This window comes from Psychrobacter sp. KFRI-CH2-11 (assembly GCF_038239325.1).
In the GTDB taxonomy this organism is placed as follows: Bacteria; Pseudomonadota; Gammaproteobacteria; order Pseudomonadales; family Moraxellaceae; genus Psychrobacter; species Psychrobacter celer.
Genome location: NZ_CP151283.1, coordinates 2875102 through 2892374, shown reverse-complemented (window position 1 = coordinate 2892374; position 17273 = coordinate 2875102). Strand labels below are relative to the sequence as shown.

The window sequence follows — 17273 nt, the reverse complement described above, 5'->3', positions numbered from 1 at the left end:
AAGGCTGTTTTTGAACAGTATTATGAGTGTCTTACTTCGTTCGGTGAAGTGGGTGAGTGGCTGAAACCAGTTCCCTGCTAAGGAACCATACGTGTAAGCGTATCGAGGGTTCGAATCCCTCCTTCACCGCCATTTATTTTGTTGTTATAATAGTGCTAACGCAGTATATCGACGATAAATGATTTTTTAGCGATGACCTCAAAAAATAATTTGAAATTATCTTAAAAAACCAGTTGACACAAGCGATATTATCTATATAATGACCAACCTAATTTACTGCAATTGTTATTAAACACTGTGGTGAATGATATGCAAAATACGCGCCTGTAGCTCAGTTGGATAGAGCACTTGGCTACGAACTAAGGGGTCGGGAGTTCGAATCTCTCCAGGCGCACCATTTGCATACTAGCTTATCTTGTTAAGATTTAAGCACAACTTAAAATAATCGCCTGTCTTATGACACTTTGGCGATTTTTTTGTGTCTGTCTTTTTTATATCTATCATTTGTGTACAATACATACCAGTAGCAGGTAGCGCATATGTCTTTAATCATCAATGGTACGATAAGCGTTTGAATTACGGTACAATAGCGCTACTATCCACTGCTTGCTATGAGCTTGTACCATGTCAAAAAGTTTACCCAAACGCCGGCCAAAAACTGCGCCCAAACCCTCTGCGCCCAACCCATCTTCGTCCGGCGCGCCTGTACAGCAAGACCCAAATGAAGCACCTAGCATTGCCAAACCCTTAACTCGGGTGGTGGCGATTTTGTATGATGGTATGCTGATTTTGGCGCTGTTGTTTTTGGTCGGTACGATGTTGACGGTGATTGGTACTTTGCTGACCATGGAAACCGGCACCGAATCGTCGCAAGCGCAGTCGCTACCGACTTGGTATCAAAACCTTGTCATGACGCCGGCCTTTGTTTTGACCTTGGTGGCGTTTTATGGGATATTTTGGCGGCGCGGCGGACAGACCCTTGGCATGCAGACGTGGCGGCTAAAGACCGTCAACAATGCTGGGCATTTATTGACTTGGGGGCAGTCGTTTAAACGCATATTGGCGGCTTGTTTGATGCCGTTGCTGTTTGGTGTCATCGGTAGCCTGATCGGTGGGTCGCGCACTATTATGCTAACCAGTGCGTTCTTGGGTTTAATTTTTAATTACGTGTTTTGTTTGTTTAATCGCCGCGGTCTTGCCGTACAAGATATGCTCTCAAACTCCATTACTCTTAAGATGCCAAAAGTGGCGCATGAGGGACTATGGCGCGGTTTTAAAAACCGTAAGAAAAATCAATAACTGTGAGTTTGTATGATAAGCGTCGTTTGTACCGCTTATCATACAGGGATGATAAAGCGCTGGCAGTTAGCGCACCTACCTCAATCTCATCTTATCTCTACATATTGACGGTTTGCATCAGCCACAGTGTGTAGCCGACAAAAAACAGCATCAACGCTGTACCTGAGCCTCGGCCAAAGGGGCGATGTTTGATAAAAGCGGCGCCGCACAGCACGACAAGTAACAGCGTAATCGCACTCATCGCCAGCACATCACGCGACAAAATAATCGGGCTGGCGCTAATCGGAGCGATGACTGCTGCCAGACCCACCACGCCTAAAGTGTTGAAAATATTAGAGCCGATGATGTTGCCCAGTGCCATATCGTGTTCGCCTTTGCGTGCCGCTGATAGGCTGGCCACCAGCTCAGGCAAAGACGTGCCGACGGCGACGATGGTCAGACCAATAATCAGCTCGCTCAATCCCCATAGTGTCGCCAACTCTACTGCACCCCAGACGATGGCGCGTGAGCTGGCCACCAGCATGGTCAGTCCAAGGAACAACGCCCACAAACCACGTAGCAAGCTTGGCTCACTATCTGCTGCGCTCAGTGCGTTATCTGCTATGCTGTGCTCTATAATTTTATTATCATCGATATCATCGACCTTATGTGAGCTGCCTTCTCGCAAGCTCAGCACGATTTGGATGCCTAAGACCACGACCAATAGTGCTAAGAGTACCAGTCCGTCAATGATACTCAGCTGTCCGTCACGCAGCTGCCACGCGGCCAAAGCGGTAATGATGAGCAATATTGGCAGATCGCGTTTTATGATGCCTTTATGGATGATTATGGGGCTTATTAGGGCAGTTGCGCCCAGTACCAAGGCGATATTGATGATGTTTGAGCCATAGGCATTACCCAGTGCCAGCTCCGGACTGCCTTCTAAGGCGGCCAGTACCGACACCACCATTTCGGGTGCAGAAGTGCCAAGACCCAAAATAATGACCCCAATCAAAAAACTGGGTACATTGAGTTTTTTTGCCAGCGCCGTGGCACCATCAATAAAAACGTCTGCACTCCATACCAAAATCGCCAAGCCGATCAATACAGCAATAACTGCCAACCACATCAGTATGTTTCCTTATCAATGAATCATGACACCAAACTCAAAAAGCACGCCAAACCCTGTCAAGCCGTTAAAACTTGTCAAACCGTTAAAAATAGGTTTATCTACAAGGTAGCTGGCAGGTATTGTCCAGCGCCGCCCATCTTTAAGTTTGGAGAAAAATATAAATGTGCCAGATAAAAATGGCACAAAAAAAGCTGAATCCTCTGTAGAGTCAGCTTTTATGTACGATAGTCATATATATGCCCTGACGGCTGACAGCGGTGATGCCTAATATGGGTCAGCAGCGCTTGGAGCGTCAGGCGCTTAAGCCACTTGTACAGGGATAATATTGGCGGTGTCTTTTACCGTGTTGTCTTCGTTGCAGTAAACCAGTTTTGGCTGGTAGGTCGCAGCTTCTGCTTCATCAAAGTGCGCATAAGCACAGATAATGACGATATCACCTAAGTCTGCCATATGAGCAGCAGCACCATTTAATGAGATGATACCAGAGCCTGCCTCGGCGCGAATCGCATAAGTACGAAAACGCTTGCCATTGGTGACATTATAGATGTCGATTGATTCGTTTTCGCGCAGACCGGCGAGGTCCAATAAATCACCATCGATACCGCATGAGCCTTCGTAGTGCAGCTCGGCATGAGTGACGCGGGCACGATGTAATTTGCATTTAAGCATATTAAGTAGCATAAGTTGCTTCCTTAGCGTAACAAAGATTAATGAACGAAATCATCATGTTAGTGGGGGCGATTTTGCCAAAATAAAAGACTACTATAAAGTATCACGTAACAAGTCCAGCGGTAAAAACCCAGCGGTAAAGGTCTGGCCATTATAATTAGGGCAGTTTAAAGCCATTAATTTGGGAACGGGCTTTTTCGATATCACCGCCTAACAGCAATGGCAACGCATCAAACGCGGCGCTCAGAGCACTGTCGATGGCAATCTGCTCATCAGGTGAGGCCTTTGAGAGGACATGTCCACTGACCTTTGATTTGTGACCTGGATGCCCGATACCGATACGCAGTCGATGAAAGTCGTTGCCGATATGCGGGGTGATATCGCGCAGACCGTTATGACCGCCATGGCCGCCATTGGTTTTGAGCTTGATACTACCCGCTGGAATATCCAGCTCGTCGTGCGTGATCAACAGCTCATCGTTGTCGATGCCATAAAAGTTGACCATCGGTACCACCGATTGACCCGATTTGTTCATAAAGGTCGATGGCATCAGCAAGCGTACATCAGCGCCATGAATCTGTCCGCGTCCCGTTATCCCATGAAACTTTTTGTCAGGAGAAAGGGCGATATTGAACTGCTGCGCCAAATGATAGACAAACCAAAACCCTGCATTATGACGCGTAAACATATACTGCTGACCGGGATTACCAAGACCGACAATAAGCTTTATGGCCATAAAAACATCCTGCTTAAATGTGATAAATGAGCGTAAGGTTGGTCGTGCTGTCGTTTATGTCTGACAGCACTGTGATGCTCAAACCCTACTTACAAAAACAGCAGGAGATATACATCACCTGCTGTTTTTTTGACGAAACGAACCTATCAGCAGGTCGACGGCATAGTGCCACGACCTAGCGGTCGTTTATTATTCGCCGTCTTTGTTTTCAGCGCCTTGCTCGGTCGCAGGTACGTCAGCTGCATCAACTTCGTCAGCATCTTCATCAACTTCTTCAACCGTTGGTGGCTGCATGTTAACGATAGTACGGTCGTGTGCATCTTCCATATCAAGTTCGAAGATGATAACACCTTCTGGTAGTTTGATGTCTGATAGACGGAATAGATCGCCGATTTCCATGCCTGATACGTCAACTTCTAGGTATTCAGGTAGTTGTGATGGTAGGCAAACGATTTCGATATCAGAGACTAGGGTAGACAAGATACCGCCAGCTTTTGTACCTGGTGCTTCTTCACGGCCAGTGAAATGCACAGGAACATTCATGTTGATTTTCTGACCTTTTACAATGCGCTGGAAATCAGCATGCATTGGGAAGCCTTTCGCTGGATGGCGTTGTAGGTCTTTGATAACGACCTGATGCGCTTCGCCATCGACATTTAGCGTCAAGATGTGTGAGAAAAACGCTTCAAATTCAAGAGACTTAACCAGCTCATTGATTTTGATAGAAACCGCAGTTGGCTCTTCGTCACCACCATAGATGATAGCAGGTACTAGGTTCTGCTTACGTAGGCGGCGGCTCGCACCTTTACCTTGCTGTTCTGCAGAACGGGCAACTGCACTTAGTTCGAAATGATTAATACTCATGGATATAATCCTATAAAAAGATAAATGAAGTGTCTGGTCATAAAAAAGTGGATTTGCGACCAATCCACTAATACGTGATGAAAGCTCGATGACCGGTCATCAGTGACGCTGACAACCAAAAAACAGAGCAATATGTTTGCCGTCATCGTTTACTGACAAATATCAGCAAAAACCTATCTGGCAAACGTGATCAGCACTTTTAAAGATGCCAACCATCAAAGATCACACAAACGGTCGGCACAGGCGCGCATTATACGTGGTTTTGTAGCAATAATAAAGACCTACGAAAAATGCGAACATAAAAAACAGCGCCATATCATCAAATATGGCGCTGTTTTTTTATATCAGGTGTCTGTGTAGCTGTATGTGCAAACCGCCACTGACACAGAAGTCGTTAGGCGTCAAACATGGCGCTGATAGACTCTTCGTTATTGATGCGGCGTAAGCTCTCAGCGAGCATCGGTGCGATACTGACTTGGCGGATTTTGCTACAAGATTGAGCAGCAGGAGACAATGGAATGGTATCAGTCACGACCACTTCATCTAGGGCTGACTCAGAGATGTTTTTTAGCGCATTACCCGATAGTACAGGGTGGGTGATGTAAGCCAATACGCGGCGCGCGCCGTTTTCTTTTAATGCTTCAGCGGCTTTGCATAGGGTGCCTGCAGTATCGACCATATCATCAACGATGACGCAGTCACGATCACGTACATCACCGATGATGTGCATCACTTGCGACTCATTGGCACGGGCACGGCGTTTATCGATGATCGCCATGTCGGTGTCGCCCAATTGTTTGGCCATCGCACGAGCACGTACCACACCGCCAACATCAGGTGATACCACCATGATGTTGTCGTAGTCTTGTTTTTGTAGGTCATTTAACAGGACAGGGGTGCCGTAGATGTTATCGACAGGGATATCGAAGAAACCCTGAATCTGATCTGAGTGCAAATCTACGGTCATGACGCGGTCGATACTGACGATATTTAGCATATCGGCGACGACTTTGGCTGAGATAGGAACGCGAGCTGAGCGTGGACGACGGTCTTGACGGGCATAACCAAAGTACGGCATCACTGCTGTGATACGGCCCGCACTAGAGCGACGAAGCGCATCCGCCATCATCATGATTTCCATCAAATTGTCGTTGGTCGGTGCACAAGTCGGCTGCATGATAAATACGTCTTTACCGCGCACGTGCTCTTTGATTTCCACGGCAATTTCGCCATCAGAAAAACGCGTGATGTCAGCTTTACCAAGAGGAATGTGTAGGTGGTCGGCGACGGTTTTCGCAAGTTCTGGATGGGCGTTGCCCGTAAAAATTGCCAAATAAGGCATGACTGAAGTCCTATTTATTGACTCAAGCAGCGACCACTAAGCAGTGTCTAACTGCCCAAATAAAGAAAAGAGTGGTGAAAGTAATTATAGACTACTAAGATAGTAAAAAATGGCAGGGGTAGCTGGACTCGAACCAACGGATGTCAGGATCAAAACCTGATGCCTTACCAACTTGGCTATACCCCTGTAATGTCTAGGCAGGACGAGCGCTGAATGCTAACAAAGTATTAGCTAGGCGTCGCTACCTATCAACCGTCTAAGACGGCGTTCCCTAGCGGTGTTCATTGCGAACTATACCGAAATTGGGAAGGTGTTGTCAATTGCTATCACTAGCAATCCAAACTAAAAATGGCAGGGGTAGCTGGACTCGAACCAACGGATGTCAGGATCAAAACCTGATGCCTTACCAACTTGGCTATACCCCTATTGTGGCGACCTATTATAAGTAAATTTTTAGATTTTGCAAGTCATTTGCGCCTTTTTCTGGTATTTATTCAAAAATTTTGCACTCGATTTTTTATATAGTCGATTCCAAATAACACAGATACACTATATTTCAACGTGGAGCGGGTATAAATTTTTCTGGCGTGCTGTTGTGATACTCTTTTTAAATACAGTTACGTAGTCTCCATCGGCGTAGCGCGCAAGGAGCATTTATATCAGCCGCCTTAGTGTGTATAGGAAAGCCGCTGCTTTTGGGACGCAGCCTGTACTCTGATAGCGCCATTATAAGTTATCTACCAAGTAAGCAGGGCAAGGCGCATTTGCCAGCCACTTTTTTATCAATGCCTTATCGGTAGCAATACTGGCATCCAATGGCAAAAACACCGCACTACCAGAACCGGTCATCCGTGCTGTGCTACGTGCTACCGTCTCTAAGCTTTGTAAATATTGTAATGCGTCATCGACGGCAGGGGCGAGGCCGGTGACGACAGGCGTGAAGACATTGTGATAAGGCATCTGTAAATATTGCACATAAGAGTTGGACTGGTTTTTCATCGTCTCAATTGATATTGCCGCGATATCACGCTGCAACTTAGGATGGGCAAACAGCTCAGCGGTGCTGACATGCGCCGTAGGCGTCAAAACCAAATACTGCTGATCTGGTAGTGCTATCGGTGTTAATTGCTCGCCAATGCCCTGCGCAATCGCGGCCTGACCAAAGATAAAAATCGGCACATCCGCGCCCACTGTCGCACCGATATTTATCATCTCATCTTGGGAGAAGTCAAACGCCCATATCTCATTAAGTGCCAGCAGCGTCGTTGCCGCATTAGAGGAGCCACCGCCCAGCCCTGCGCCCATGGGTAAGTGTTTGTCCAGCTCAATCGTCACTGGCGCAAGCTGCTTGGGTAGCTTGTTTGACGCTATGGCCGCGGCCAATAAAGCGCGGGCAGCCTGAAAGATCAAATTGTCCGTGACATGGCTGGTGATGGCTTCTGCGCCTGTCAGTCTTAATAGTCGCCCACATAGCTGGTCGATCGCTAAAGTGCTATCGATGTCTACTAGGCCATCTACAAGTGAGAAATGCAGATAATCGCCCCAATCAAGCAGGCGAAAAACCGTTTGCAGATCATGATAGCCATCAGCGCGCTTGCCAGTGATGTGCAAAAACAAATTGAGCTTGGCAGGTGAGAGACGAGTCATCGTAGAAGCAGTTGATGCTGCTATATTTTCAATCATACGTTTTCAGTCATGTTTTTTCATCATAAGGTACAGTCATAAAAAGCTATCTTAACGAGCAACGATGGCTTTTGAAAGGCGATCCGTTGTTGGTACCTGATGGATTAATGGTTAATCGTCATGACAACCTTGTTGCCTTGTGGCTGCACTGCGCTGATTTTGGAAGGTCGTTTGTCTGAGCCTTTATAAGTAAAGCTGGCTGTCCACTCACCATTGACCGAGCTTATCAGGCGGTTTTGTGCATCGAGCTTGGGCGCGCTGTCTGAGGGCGCGGGGCGACCAGATATCCAGTAGGGCATTTGCGAGATGGGCGCTTGCCAGCCTGTGGCTTTTTTTAGTAGGGTCTCAGGATCATCAGCGGTCAAAGTACCGGTTTTTTCACTGACCAAGGTGGCCGTCTGACCATCGTATTCGATATTGGTTTTGCCAATACCGAGTGCGCCAATCAGCTCGATGGCAAATCGATCGTCTTGTTGGCCCCATGCATAAAACGCACTGCCACCTTGTGCGCCGCTACTGTCGCTGGCAGGTGTGGTAACACCAATCTTGCCGGTGATATTAAAGCGCTCAAGCTTGTTTGGCTGCTCGCTGTTTTGACCTTGTATCATGGTGCCTGATTGATGGCTAGCATTGGCAGTCTTTAGAGACTGACAGCCAGAGGTGATGGCAAGGGTAGCCGCCATCGCTGTCAGCAGGATCAGCTTTTGCGATTTAGCTTTAGACTGAAACTTAGATTTGCACTTGGATTTATATTTAGATTTGGATTTAAACTCGGCAGAGAGCTGAAAAAAAAGGGTGGTAACTGGCATAAAACATCCTCAAAAACAAACAAATTTGCAAAAATAATAATTTTGATCAAAGGCTAGCTTAAGCGCTATTTGTTACTCGCTTATACGCGGCTGTTAGCTTCTTATAAGTGCCTTGTAACCGGTACTCCGCCCCCGCTTTTCACAGACTCTAATACAGTTGTATGCGGTCGCTGATATTATGCTGACCAAATGAAAAGCGCTGCTGCAAGTCGGCAAGCAAGGCCTCGACTTTGGCGTTATCGCCCAGGCCTTGATAGGCACGTAGCAACAGCGTGCCTGAGCGTAAGGTCGGAAAGACATCATAAGGCGTCTGTAGATAGTCGATGACTTGCTGATAGCGTTGGTTGGTCAAGGCGTTACTTGCCAATATGTTGAGCGCTTGCAAGTGCAGCTCGTTGTCGTAGCGTGGATCATCATAACGAATCTGGATGATGTCGGTCGCCAAGGCCAAGCCTTGCTCAGAGTTTGGCTCATTGGCCAAGAGCAGCTGGGCGTAACTTAGCTGATAGGCCATATTGCTCGGATCGAGCGCGCGCAGATGATTGAGCAAGGTGCGTTTGACGATATAGTCGTTTTTATCATCGAGGAGCTGAGCGCGAGCAAACAATAGCATCTCATTGTCAGGGTATTTACGCGCTGCCCGAGTCAACAGCCGTAGCGCTTCATCCGGCTCGTTTTGTTGCCATAAAATATCGGCCTGCATGACATAAGTGTCAGGGGCAAAGACGCTAAATTGTTTGCGTAGTTTTTCTAAAGTACTGATGGCGGCAGCGACATCGTCATCAAGTAGCTCAAACGCCACCACCTTTCGACGTGCCTCTAATACCAAGTCTTCTTGCATCACTGCATTGAGATAGTGTTTGGCTTGCTCAAAGCGCTGCTGACGCTCAGCACTGATGCCTAGATAGTAATAGGCCCGATCGAGATAAGCCGGAGATTTGGCGAGTATATTTAGCAGCTCATCAGCGCTGCGGTACTCTTCGATATCCAGACTGACCAAGGCGGCAAGCAAGGTAATCTCCGCATCCTCACGAAAACGCTCGTGCGCTTGTAGTAATAATTGCCACGCCTCTTGGCTTTGTTTTAAGTCCAGTAAATAGCGAATCTCGTATAGGTACAGACTCTTGCTATCAGGGTTGCGCAGGCGCGCTTGGCTAAGGTAATTGACCACGGTTTCGGCGGTGACGATTTTGCGTAAGATATCTGCCTTTAGGGTAATAAAAGGCACATAATCAGGCTGGCGTGCCAGCGCACGGTTGATATGTACAATAGCAATCTCAGGCTCATTAAATTGATAGAGCAGGCCTGCCTTTAGTACCGACAATGACGCATTTTGCTTGCTATCGAGCGGCTGAAGCGCGGCGAGTAGATCGCGTTTGTCAGCATCGGTATTGGGATAGATACCGATTAATATCTCGCTTAAGTCGGCGCGTGGATCGTAGCGTAAGATGCGGTTTAGTGTCTCGCCTGCCAAGACGTAATCGTGTGCGCGTAGTGCCAAATGCGCGACATAAAACCACGCAGGCACGTGATCGGGGTTTTGCTCTTGCCACGTTTTGGCAAACTGTAACGAGTCGCCCACACTCTCGTTTTGTAAAGATAAGCTCAGCGCCCGCTCAAAGACAGCGGTGGCATCTTTTTTGAATGATTGCTGTTTATAAATGGCGACGGCGCGTTGTTTGTCATCGCGATCAGCGGCAAACTCCGCCGCCAAAAGCGCGTACAAGCTTGGCTCGTTTAGCTCAGGCTGCCAGATATTAGCAGGAGCCAAGCGCTGCACATCGACAGTCTCTGGCAGTCTTTCGCCGGCGCTGGGTGTCGCTGCGCTCGTAAGGGTGCTGGCGCTGTTTTGCTGGTTTTCTGCCTTCGCTGGAATATCGATAGCACTGGCGTGCACAGGGGCAGATAGGCACAGACAAACAGCCAACGATAGCGTTAGCCGATAGCGTTGGCACAAGCGCTCTATAATGAGGTTTAATAAAGCGCGTAGGCTCAATCGCTCATCAAGTGCTGGCGGTGCCCGAAATAATGACCCAAAAAAAATCATAAATAGCTGTGTTCGCCCGATAGTGACTGCCTAATCCATAGGTAGCGTTTAATAAGGGGTGGTTCGTCAGGTTAAGGTGCGTTTTCAATGATGCAGGCTGAGATGAAAACTTAGGGTAACACTCAGATGAAAGCGCCTGTCAAACATTATAAGAGTAGAATGACAAGATAAACAATAGCAGCCGTGTTACTCAAATAGCGCACAATTACAGATGCAGGACATCATGTAATTATACCCGTCATAAAAGTCGCCTAGGTGGTTGATTTGTCGGGCAAGTGCCCAGATACAAGCAAATACTCATCCGAAGTGGGTGAGTGTTAATTAACGCTGGTAATAATGATATAATAGGCGATTTTAAGCTCTTCCTTTTAGCGCTGTCGTCGCAAACGGTACTTTTTGTTTATATATTATATATAGTGAGTTTAGGATAAAAACGATACAGTTCCGTGTTGAAATGCAATGTATCTGTTTTATTTAGAGTCGACTATATAAGAATTGGTTTATATAAACAATCGAAACACCGTATGGCTGGCAGGTGAGCGTCATTTTTATGGTCTATCAATAATGAGATTAGTGGTCATTGGGGTCAATCACAAAACCGCACCAGTCGCTCTACGAGAGCGCTTGGCGCTTGTTGGTGACGATGTGAATGTCGCACTCGAGCAGTTAGAGGCCTTTACCGATGGCAGCGTGATCGTCTCGACCTGTAACCGTACCGAGATTTATGCACTGGTACCGCAGCCTGTAGAAAGCGAGCCTGCCCAGTCTGCAACCAACGCCGCTACGACTAGCAGCACCACTCTATCGGCCGCCGCCATCAGCGCTCATATTGTCAAGATAAAAACATGGCTGGCTGAGTTTAAGCAGCTGCCACTGGCCGAGATTGAGCCTCATCTATACGTGCACCGTGACACCCATGCTCTGACGCATTGGCTGCGAGTGGCCGCAGGTTTGGACTCGATGATATTGGGTGAGCCGCAAATCCTTGGTCAAATCAAGCGCGCCGTCCATTTGGCACAAGACCAAAAAGCCTTGAGTAATCAGCTCGGCTGGATTGTCGATCAAGTCTTTGCCGCGGCCAAACGCGTGCGAAATGAGACTAAGGTGGGCGCGCAAGCGGTGTCGCTTAGCTTTGCTGCGGCCAAACTGGTCACGCAGATATTTGATGATTTGCCCAGTCGGACGCTATTGGTCGTTGCCGCAGGGGAGATGAACCGCTTGGTGGCGACGCATATCGCAGGGCTGGGTGTGGGGCGAGTGATTATTTGTAACCGCAACCCTGAGCGCGCCGAAGCCTTGGCGGCCGAATTGCGCCATCCCAATCGCCGCGTCGAGGTCAGAGCACTTGCAGAGCTGCCGCAAGTGCTGGGTGAGGCCGATATTGTCAGTAGCTGTAGTGGCAGTATGGATGTACTCATTGATAAAACCATGACGCTACAGGCACTCAAGCGCCGTCGTTATCAGCCGATGCTGATGATCGACTTGGCAGTACCGCGCGACATCGACTCGACCATTAGCCGTATCGATGATGTATATCTGTACTCGGTCGATGATTTGCAGCATGTGATTGCAGGCAACATCGAGCAGCGCAGGCAGGCAGCGGTCGATGCCGAGTTGCTGGTCAGTCAGTTGGTCGTTGAGATGGATCGCCGCTTTCAGGTCCGTCAAGTTGGCAAAGACATCCAGCAGTACCGTGCCCGTACTCATGATCAGGTGGACAAGCTGCTACAAGCCTCTATCGCCAAGCTACAGCAAGACAATGCCGATCCCGAAGACATCCTCACCGAGCTGTCACGTCGCCTTACCCAGACGCTGACCCACGCACCATCCAAGCTTATGCGCAAAGCCGCCCGCCAAGGCGATAGTGAGCTGCTAGATTTTGTGGTCTCGGGACTCCAAGACGCCCACCGCCGCCGCTAAATCTCTTACTCGCCCGTTCACTAAACACGGGTTGGTTTTTTGGTAGATTACCCCCTATAATCAATGGGGCGAAAACACAGGTTATACCCATCCAGAAATCCGACAACGAGCAAGGAGCATCCCATGACTGCCTTACGTCAAGATATTGATCCAAACGGCCTACTAGAATACTCCGTGGTCTATACTGACCGCGCCCTAAACCATATGTCAAAAGCCTTTCAGCAAGTCATGAACGACTTATCTGCTGACCTAAAATCTGTCTATAACGCCGATGCGGTCGCCATCGTTCCTGGCTCTGGCACTTATGGAATGGAGGCTGTGGCGCGCCAGCTGGCCAATGATGAAGACTGCTTGATCATTCGTAACGGCTGGTTTAGTTATCGTTGGACGCAAATTTTAGACAAAGGCAAAATCGCCAAGTCATCAACGGTACTGACAGCACACCGCGAAGACGGCGATACGCCAAAGCCGTTTGCTCCTGTCGCGATCGAAGATGCAGTCGCTAAAATTAAAGAGACCAAGCCTGCCATGGTATTTGCCCCGCACGTCGAAACCTCATCAGGTATTATCTTATCAGCAGACTATATCAAGGCATTGGCCGAAGCGGTCCATAGCGTTGGTGGCTTGCTGGTCATTGACTGTATCGCCTCAGGGTGTGTCTGGCTTGATATGAAAGACTTGGGCATCGATGTGCTGATCAGCGCCCCACAAAAAGGCTGGAGCAGCACCCCAGGCGCAGGGCTGGTCATGCTAAGTGAAGCGGCTGTACAAAAAGTAGACAACACCGAGTCGGACAGCTTTAGTATTGATCTAAAACAGTGGCTAAATATCATGCGCGCCTATGAAAACGGCGGCCATGCTTATCATGCGACGATGCCCACTGACAGCTTGCGTCAGTTCCGCGACACCGTCAATGAAGCCAAAAAAATCGGCTTTGATCAGTTATGTGAGGCGCAGTGGGAGCTGGGTAAGCGCATTCGTCACGTGCTCGAAGCCAAAGGGATTGCGAGCGTGGCAGCAGAAGGCTATCAAGCACCAGGCGTGGTCGTCTCATATACTGACCGTGATGATATGCATAAAGGCGCGGCGTTTGTGGCGGCTGGCGTACAGATCGCCTCTGGTGTACCGCTCAAAGTCGGCGAGCCTGATAATTTTAAAACCTTCCGCTTAGGTCTGTTTGGTCTGGATAAATTGACTGATATCGACGGCGCAGTGCAGCGTTTTGAAACTGCGCTAGATGAAGTATTGGCCAGTTAATAGCTCGTATTAAACTGAGGGCATGCCCTAATCACCATTTATCTGATTGGGCATCATCCAGATCACATACTGAACCTATAATCATTGGGTTCAGTATTTTTTTACCCTTTTATTATATTTTATTATATAATGTATTTATGTAAAACGAATGTATTTTATTTTTGATAAAAATTGGCTTAGGTAAATATGATGAGTATACAAATAGATTGGCTGGCCTTTACGCCGATATCCTTGGTTGGCGGTCTGCTACTAGGGACATCGACTGTTGTTTTGCTATTGGGTATTGGGCGTATTGCCGGCATCAGCGGTATCGTGTCAAGCGTGCTAAAACCCAAAAATATAGAGATGTGGCAGATACTGTTTATCGCAGGTCTTATCGTCTCGCCTTTACTATATAGTCTGGTGCGACCACTGCCGGATATAGAAATCACCACGTCATTGCCCTTGTTGCTCGTTGCTGGGTTATTAGTGGGTTTTGGTACGCGTTTGGGGTCAGGCTGTACCAGTGGCCATGGTATTTGCGGCAACGCGCGCCTGTCAAAACGCTCAATGGCAGCGACGGCGACATTTATGTTGTTTGGTGTCGTGACTGTGTATGTGGGCAGGCATGTACTCGGTATGTTTTAAAAATGACTTAACGCAGTATAGACGGCTCGTTTTATCTATAACGGCTTGAATAAACAGATGAAGTATGAGGCACAATAATGCTAAAAAATATGATTGGATTACTGGCCGGTTTATTATTCGGCTTGGGACTGCTGATAGCAGGCATGACCGACCCTGCTAAGTTGCAAGGGTTTTTGGATGTCTTTGGCGCGTGGGATATCTCCTTGGCCTTGGTGATGGGTGGGGGGCTGCTAGTGGCGATCATCGGTGTACAGTTGGCCAAGCGGCAAAAAACCAGCTGGGCGGGCACTTTTATCTTATTGCCAAGTAAGACTGTGATTGACAAAAAGCTGCTAATGGGCGCGATGATGTTTGGTATCGGTTGGGGGCTTGTGGGTATCTGTCCAGGCCCAAGCATTGTGCTACTGGGGACAGGGCACTGGCAAGCGTATGTATTTGCCGCTGCTATGCTAGCAGGTATGCTCATCTATCAGTGGGTGGAGCCAAAGCTTGATTGAGCGCTGGTGACTTAAGTGACAATACCCATATATCAAAACTTATGCATCAAAACTTATGCATCAAAAAGGTCAGCCTAACGATAGCCGTTAGGCTGACCTTTTTACAGTAGTGATATAAAACGATTAATGGTTATGCTTTGGCACTGGCGGTGACTTTGGGTATCTCGTGTGCCAGTGATTTGGCCGCTTGGCGCAGCTCGTATTTTTGTACTTTGCCCGTGCTGGTCTTAGGTATTTCAGCAAAGATAATGTACTTGGGCACTTTAAAGCCTGCCAAGTACTGCTTGCAGTGCTCCATCACATGGTCGCGCTGCAAGGTGCTACCAGCATGAATCTCGATAAAGGCCACGGGCACTTCGCCCCATTTGTCGTGCGGTGCGGCGACGACGGCGCAGCTTTGGATTTCAGGCATTTTGTATAAGACGTTTTCGACCTCGATACTTGAGATATTCTCGCCGCCTGAGATGATGATGTCTTTTAGCCTATCCATAATCTTGATATAGCCATCAGGGTATTTGACCCCCAAGTCACCGGTGCGGAACCAACCATCAGCAAAGGCTTCTTCGGTCGCTTTGCGGCTTTTTAGGTAACCTTTCATCACCATATTGCCGCGCAGGGCCAGCTCGCCCATCTCTTCCCCATCAGCGGCGACTGGCTCCGTGGTGCCTTGTTTAAACAGCTCAAAACCTGTCATCAGATGCGAGGTCACGCCTTGACGTGATTTTTTCTGGGCGCGGCCAGCGACATCCAGCGTCTCCCACTCGTCTTGCTCAGCGCAGATGGTGACTGGCCCATAGACTTCGGTGAGACCGTAGACGTGCGAGATATGAAAGCCCATGGCTTCCATCGCCGCCAGCATGGTCTCAGAGGGCGGCGCACCAGCGACCCAGCCTTTGACTTCATGAGTAATGGCTGCTTTATATTCAGCCTTGCCACCTGCGATCATGTTGTGCACCACAGGCGCTGAGCAGTAATGCGTCACTTGGTGCTTGGCAATCAGCTGCAAAATCAAATCTGCATCAATCTTGCGCAGGCAGACGTTGACACCGGCGCGCTCGGCGATGGTCCAAGGAAAGCACCAGCCATTGCAGTGAAATAGGGGCAGTGTCCATAGATACATCGGATGTTTGGGCATGTCCCAATCTAGAATATTGGAAACAGCGTTAAGCGTGGCACCGCGGTGGTGATAGACCACGCCTTTTGGTTTGCCCGTGGTGCCCGAGGTGTAGTTAAGGGCGATGGCATCCCACTCATCCGTTGGACGTTCCCAGTTGTCTAGGTTGTCTGAGCTGGCGATGAGCTCTTCGTAGCTCATTTGACCAAAACGCTCAATATCGATCGCGGCATCTGTCGCATGAATGACGATAAGATTGGGAAAGGCCTCATCAATAATCTCGGCATGCTCAGCAAACTCACTGTCCAAGATCAATACTTTGGCTTCTGAATGCTGCAAACAAAAGCTAAGCGCATTGATATCGAGACGGGTATTAAGGGTACAAAGCACACCGCCTGACATCGGCACCCCAAAGGCGCATTCGACCATCGCTGGCGTGTTTGGCATCATCACCGCGACGGTATCATTCTTATCGATACCCAGTTTGCGCAGACCATCAGCCAGCTGACGACAGCGATCATAAGTCTGTTGCCAGCTCTGGGTGAGGTTGTTGTGCGTCAGATCGTCGTAGATAATGGCGGTTTTGTCAGGGTAGACCTGCGCGCTACGGATGATGAAGTCGATAGGAGTGAGCGGTTGGTGATTGGCAGGCGTTTTGCCAAGACCGGTATGAAAGTCTGTCATTAGGATAGTCCTTTATCGTATTTCTATAATGCGATGGTGCAAGGGATGAGCGAAGCGGCTGCTAAGTCAGCTCAACCCAAAGTCAGCTCAAAATAACACAGCGACGCCAATGTCATCGTATTACTGGTAAAACGCGACTCACGTGCGGTGCATTGGTCATCAGAGTTATCGGCTCAAAGCCTGCGAAAAACTGCTCGCAGTCGCATGGTGGCAGCTGTAACGTCACTCAACGACAACGTTTGTCACTGAATGGCGGCTGTCAGTAAACTGCCTAGCGTATCACTGAATGGCCCGCTAAGTAGAGTGAGTTTTGCGTCACAGGCGACAGGCTTTTTGTCTGGTTGCTTGACCGACTGTTTGGCTGAGCAAAAAGCAGCGCCCCGCTATTATAGCCAATCGTACCGAAAATGGGGCAGGTTTTATGGCGGATGTTTAAACAAATGTCAAAAACCGTATTGTCCATCCATCGCGGCAATATATTGCCCACTCATCAGTCGCTTGTCCGCGTAGCTGATAATAATAGCGGTGTGTTAGGATATCAGCAATGCTCAATCCCGCAGCCCAGCTGATATAAAAGCGGAACTTTTGCACGCTCAGCCAGCTTAAAAGTAGTC

General features: G+C 48.5%; 15 protein-coding genes and 4 tRNA genes. 7 read left to right on the top strand and 12 right to left on the bottom strand.

The genetic code is table 11. From position 1 onward, the window contains the following. Window positions 1–42: 42 nt before the first annotated feature. The 3 genes from AADH33_RS11985 to AADH33_RS11975 all read left to right on the top strand — a co-directional run bounded on the left by AADH33_RS11985 (window position 43) and on the right by AADH33_RS11975 (window position 1299). Window positions 43–132: transfer RNA gene (locus tag AADH33_RS11985), tRNA-Ser, on the top strand. A 188-nt stretch (window positions 133–320) separates the two neighbouring features. Beyond that, window positions 321–397 (top strand) — tRNA-Arg (locus AADH33_RS11980). 227 nt (window positions 398–624) lie between these two features. Further along, a complete protein-coding gene (locus tag AADH33_RS11975) occupies window positions 625–1299 on the top strand; it encodes an RDD family protein (RefSeq protein WP_348549021.1) in 675 nt (224 codons plus the stop codon). Between the two features lie 97 nt (window positions 1300–1396). Here AADH33_RS11975 and AADH33_RS11970 read toward each other — a convergent pair whose 3' ends face one another. The 11 genes from AADH33_RS11970 to AADH33_RS11920 all read right to left on the bottom strand — a co-directional run bounded on the left by AADH33_RS11970 (window position 1397) and on the right by AADH33_RS11920 (window position 10560). Beyond that, window positions 1397–2407, bottom strand: a complete 1011-nt coding sequence (locus AADH33_RS11970) for a calcium/sodium antiporter (protein ID WP_348549020.1) — start codon at window positions 2405–2407, stop codon at window positions 1397–1399. A gap of 15 nt (window positions 2408–2422) precedes the next feature. Further along, the gene (locus AADH33_RS11965; RefSeq protein ID WP_348549019.1) at window positions 2423–2593 is read right to left on the bottom strand and encodes a hypothetical protein; all 171 of its coding nucleotides are present in this window, start codon (window positions 2591–2593) and stop codon (window positions 2423–2425) included. A gap of 117 nt (window positions 2594–2710) precedes the next feature. Next, window positions 2711–3091: an aspartate 1-decarboxylase gene (gene panD, locus AADH33_RS11960; RefSeq protein WP_075102220.1), complete on the bottom strand. Its 381-nt coding sequence runs from the start codon at window positions 3089–3091 to the stop codon at window positions 2711–2713. Window positions 3092–3236: 145 nt separating this feature from the next. Beyond that, window positions 3237–3815 carry an aminoacyl-tRNA hydrolase gene (pth, locus tag AADH33_RS11955; RefSeq protein ID WP_348549018.1) on the bottom strand — a complete coding sequence of 193 codons (579 nt, stop codon included), beginning with the start codon at window positions 3813–3815 and terminating at the stop codon, window positions 3237–3239. A 189-nt stretch (window positions 3816–4004) separates the two neighbouring features. Then, entirely contained in the window at window positions 4005–4679 is a 675-nt protein-coding gene (locus tag AADH33_RS11950) for a 50S ribosomal protein L25/general stress protein Ctc (RefSeq protein ID WP_100748754.1), read from the bottom strand. Between the two features lie 394 nt (window positions 4680–5073). Further along, window positions 5074–6021, bottom strand: coding sequence for a ribose-phosphate pyrophosphokinase (locus AADH33_RS11945; RefSeq protein ID WP_058367921.1), 948 nt, complete (start codon window positions 6019–6021; stop codon window positions 5074–5076). A gap of 110 nt (window positions 6022–6131) precedes the next feature. Beyond that, window positions 6132–6207, bottom strand: a tRNA-Gln gene (locus tag AADH33_RS11940). 163 nt (window positions 6208–6370) lie between these two features. Further along, window positions 6371–6446 (bottom strand) — tRNA-Gln (locus AADH33_RS11935). Window positions 6447–6747: 301 nt separating this feature from the next. Next, window positions 6748–7704, bottom strand: a complete 957-nt coding sequence (gene ispE, locus AADH33_RS11930) for a 4-(cytidine 5'-diphospho)-2-C-methyl-D-erythritol kinase (protein WP_348549017.1) — start codon at window positions 7702–7704, stop codon at window positions 6748–6750. Between the two features lie 104 nt (window positions 7705–7808). Continuing rightward, complete coding sequence (lolB, locus tag AADH33_RS11925; RefSeq protein WP_348549990.1) at window positions 7809–8387, bottom strand: lipoprotein insertase outer membrane protein LolB; 579 nt, start codon at window positions 8385–8387, stop codon at window positions 7809–7811. Window positions 8388–8661: 274 nt separating this feature from the next. Continuing rightward, window positions 8662–10560 (bottom strand): tetratricopeptide repeat protein, encoded by a 1899-nt coding sequence (locus AADH33_RS11920; RefSeq protein WP_348549016.1) that lies wholly within the window; start codon window positions 10558–10560, stop codon window positions 8662–8664. Between the two features lie 564 nt (window positions 10561–11124). On the opposite strand from AADH33_RS11920, the gene hemA reads away from it, so the two are divergent. The 4 genes from hemA to AADH33_RS11900 all read left to right on the top strand — a co-directional run bounded on the left by hemA (window position 11125) and on the right by AADH33_RS11900 (window position 14861). Continuing rightward, complete coding sequence (gene hemA / locus AADH33_RS11915; RefSeq protein ID WP_348549015.1) at window positions 11125–12480, top strand: glutamyl-tRNA reductase; 1356 nt, start codon at window positions 11125–11127, stop codon at window positions 12478–12480. Between the two features lie 123 nt (window positions 12481–12603). Further along, the gene (locus AADH33_RS11910) at window positions 12604–13737 is read left to right on the top strand and encodes an aminotransferase class V-fold PLP-dependent enzyme (protein ID WP_348549014.1); all 1134 of its coding nucleotides are present in this window, start codon (window positions 12604–12606) and stop codon (window positions 13735–13737) included. Between the two features lie 189 nt (window positions 13738–13926). Further along, on the top strand, window positions 13927–14364 hold the full coding sequence (locus AADH33_RS11905) for a YeeE/YedE family protein (RefSeq protein ID WP_075102227.1): 438 nt from the start codon (window positions 13927–13929) through the stop codon (window positions 14362–14364). 77 nt (window positions 14365–14441) lie between these two features. Then, the gene (locus AADH33_RS11900) at window positions 14442–14861 is read left to right on the top strand and encodes a DUF6691 family protein (protein WP_172953035.1); all 420 of its coding nucleotides are present in this window, start codon (window positions 14442–14444) and stop codon (window positions 14859–14861) included. Between the two features lie 130 nt (window positions 14862–14991). On the opposite strand, the gene AADH33_RS11895 is transcribed toward AADH33_RS11900, so the two are convergent. Beyond that, window positions 14992–16659 (bottom strand): AMP-binding protein, encoded by a 1668-nt coding sequence (locus AADH33_RS11895; protein WP_348549013.1) that lies wholly within the window; start codon window positions 16657–16659, stop codon window positions 14992–14994. Window positions 16660–17273 lie beyond the last annotated feature (614 nt).

Bases quoted from the DNA above. Each gene is read 5' to 3' on its own strand.
- hemA (WP_348549015.1), top strand. From the start codon at position 11,125: ATGAGATTAGTGGTCATTGGGGTCAATCACAAAACCGCACCAGTCGCT.
- AADH33_RS11895 (WP_348549013.1), bottom strand. From the start codon at position 16,659: ATGACAGACTTTCATACCGGTCTTGGCAAAACGCCTGCCAATCACCAA.
- lolB (WP_348549990.1), bottom strand. From the start codon at position 8,387: ATGGCGGCTACCCTTGCCATCACCTCTGGCTGTCAGTCTCTAAAGACT.
- AADH33_RS11905 (WP_075102227.1), top strand. From the start codon at position 13,927: ATGAGTATACAAATAGATTGGCTGGCCTTTACGCCGATATCCTTGGTT.
- panD (WP_075102220.1), bottom strand. From the start codon at position 3,091: ATGCTACTTAATATGCTTAAATGCAAATTACATCGTGCCCGCGTCACT.
- AADH33_RS11970 (WP_348549020.1), bottom strand. From the start codon at position 2,407: ATGTGGTTGGCAGTTATTGCTGTATTGATCGGCTTGGCGATTTTGGTA.
- AADH33_RS11975 (WP_348549021.1), top strand. From the start codon at position 625: ATGTCAAAAAGTTTACCCAAACGCCGGCCAAAAACTGCGCCCAAACCC.
- AADH33_RS11910 (WP_348549014.1), top strand. From the start codon at position 12,604: ATGACTGCCTTACGTCAAGATATTGATCCAAACGGCCTACTAGAATAC.
- AADH33_RS11900 (WP_172953035.1), top strand. From the start codon at position 14,442: ATGCTAAAAAATATGATTGGATTACTGGCCGGTTTATTATTCGGCTTG.
- ispE (WP_348549017.1), bottom strand. From the start codon at position 7,704: ATGATTGAAAATATAGCAGCATCAACTGCTTCTACGATGACTCGTCTC.
- pth (WP_348549018.1), bottom strand. From the start codon at position 3,815: ATGGCCATAAAGCTTATTGTCGGTCTTGGTAATCCCGGTCAGCAGTAT.
- AADH33_RS11950 (WP_100748754.1), bottom strand. From the start codon at position 4,679: ATGAGTATTAATCATTTCGAACTAAGTGCAGTTGCCCGTTCTGCAGAA.
- AADH33_RS11945 (WP_058367921.1), bottom strand. From the start codon at position 6,021: ATGCCTTATTTGGCAATTTTTACGGGCAACGCCCATCCAGAACTTGCG.
- AADH33_RS11920 (WP_348549016.1), bottom strand. From the start codon at position 10,560: ATGATTTTTTTTGGGTCATTATTTCGGGCACCGCCAGCACTTGATGAG.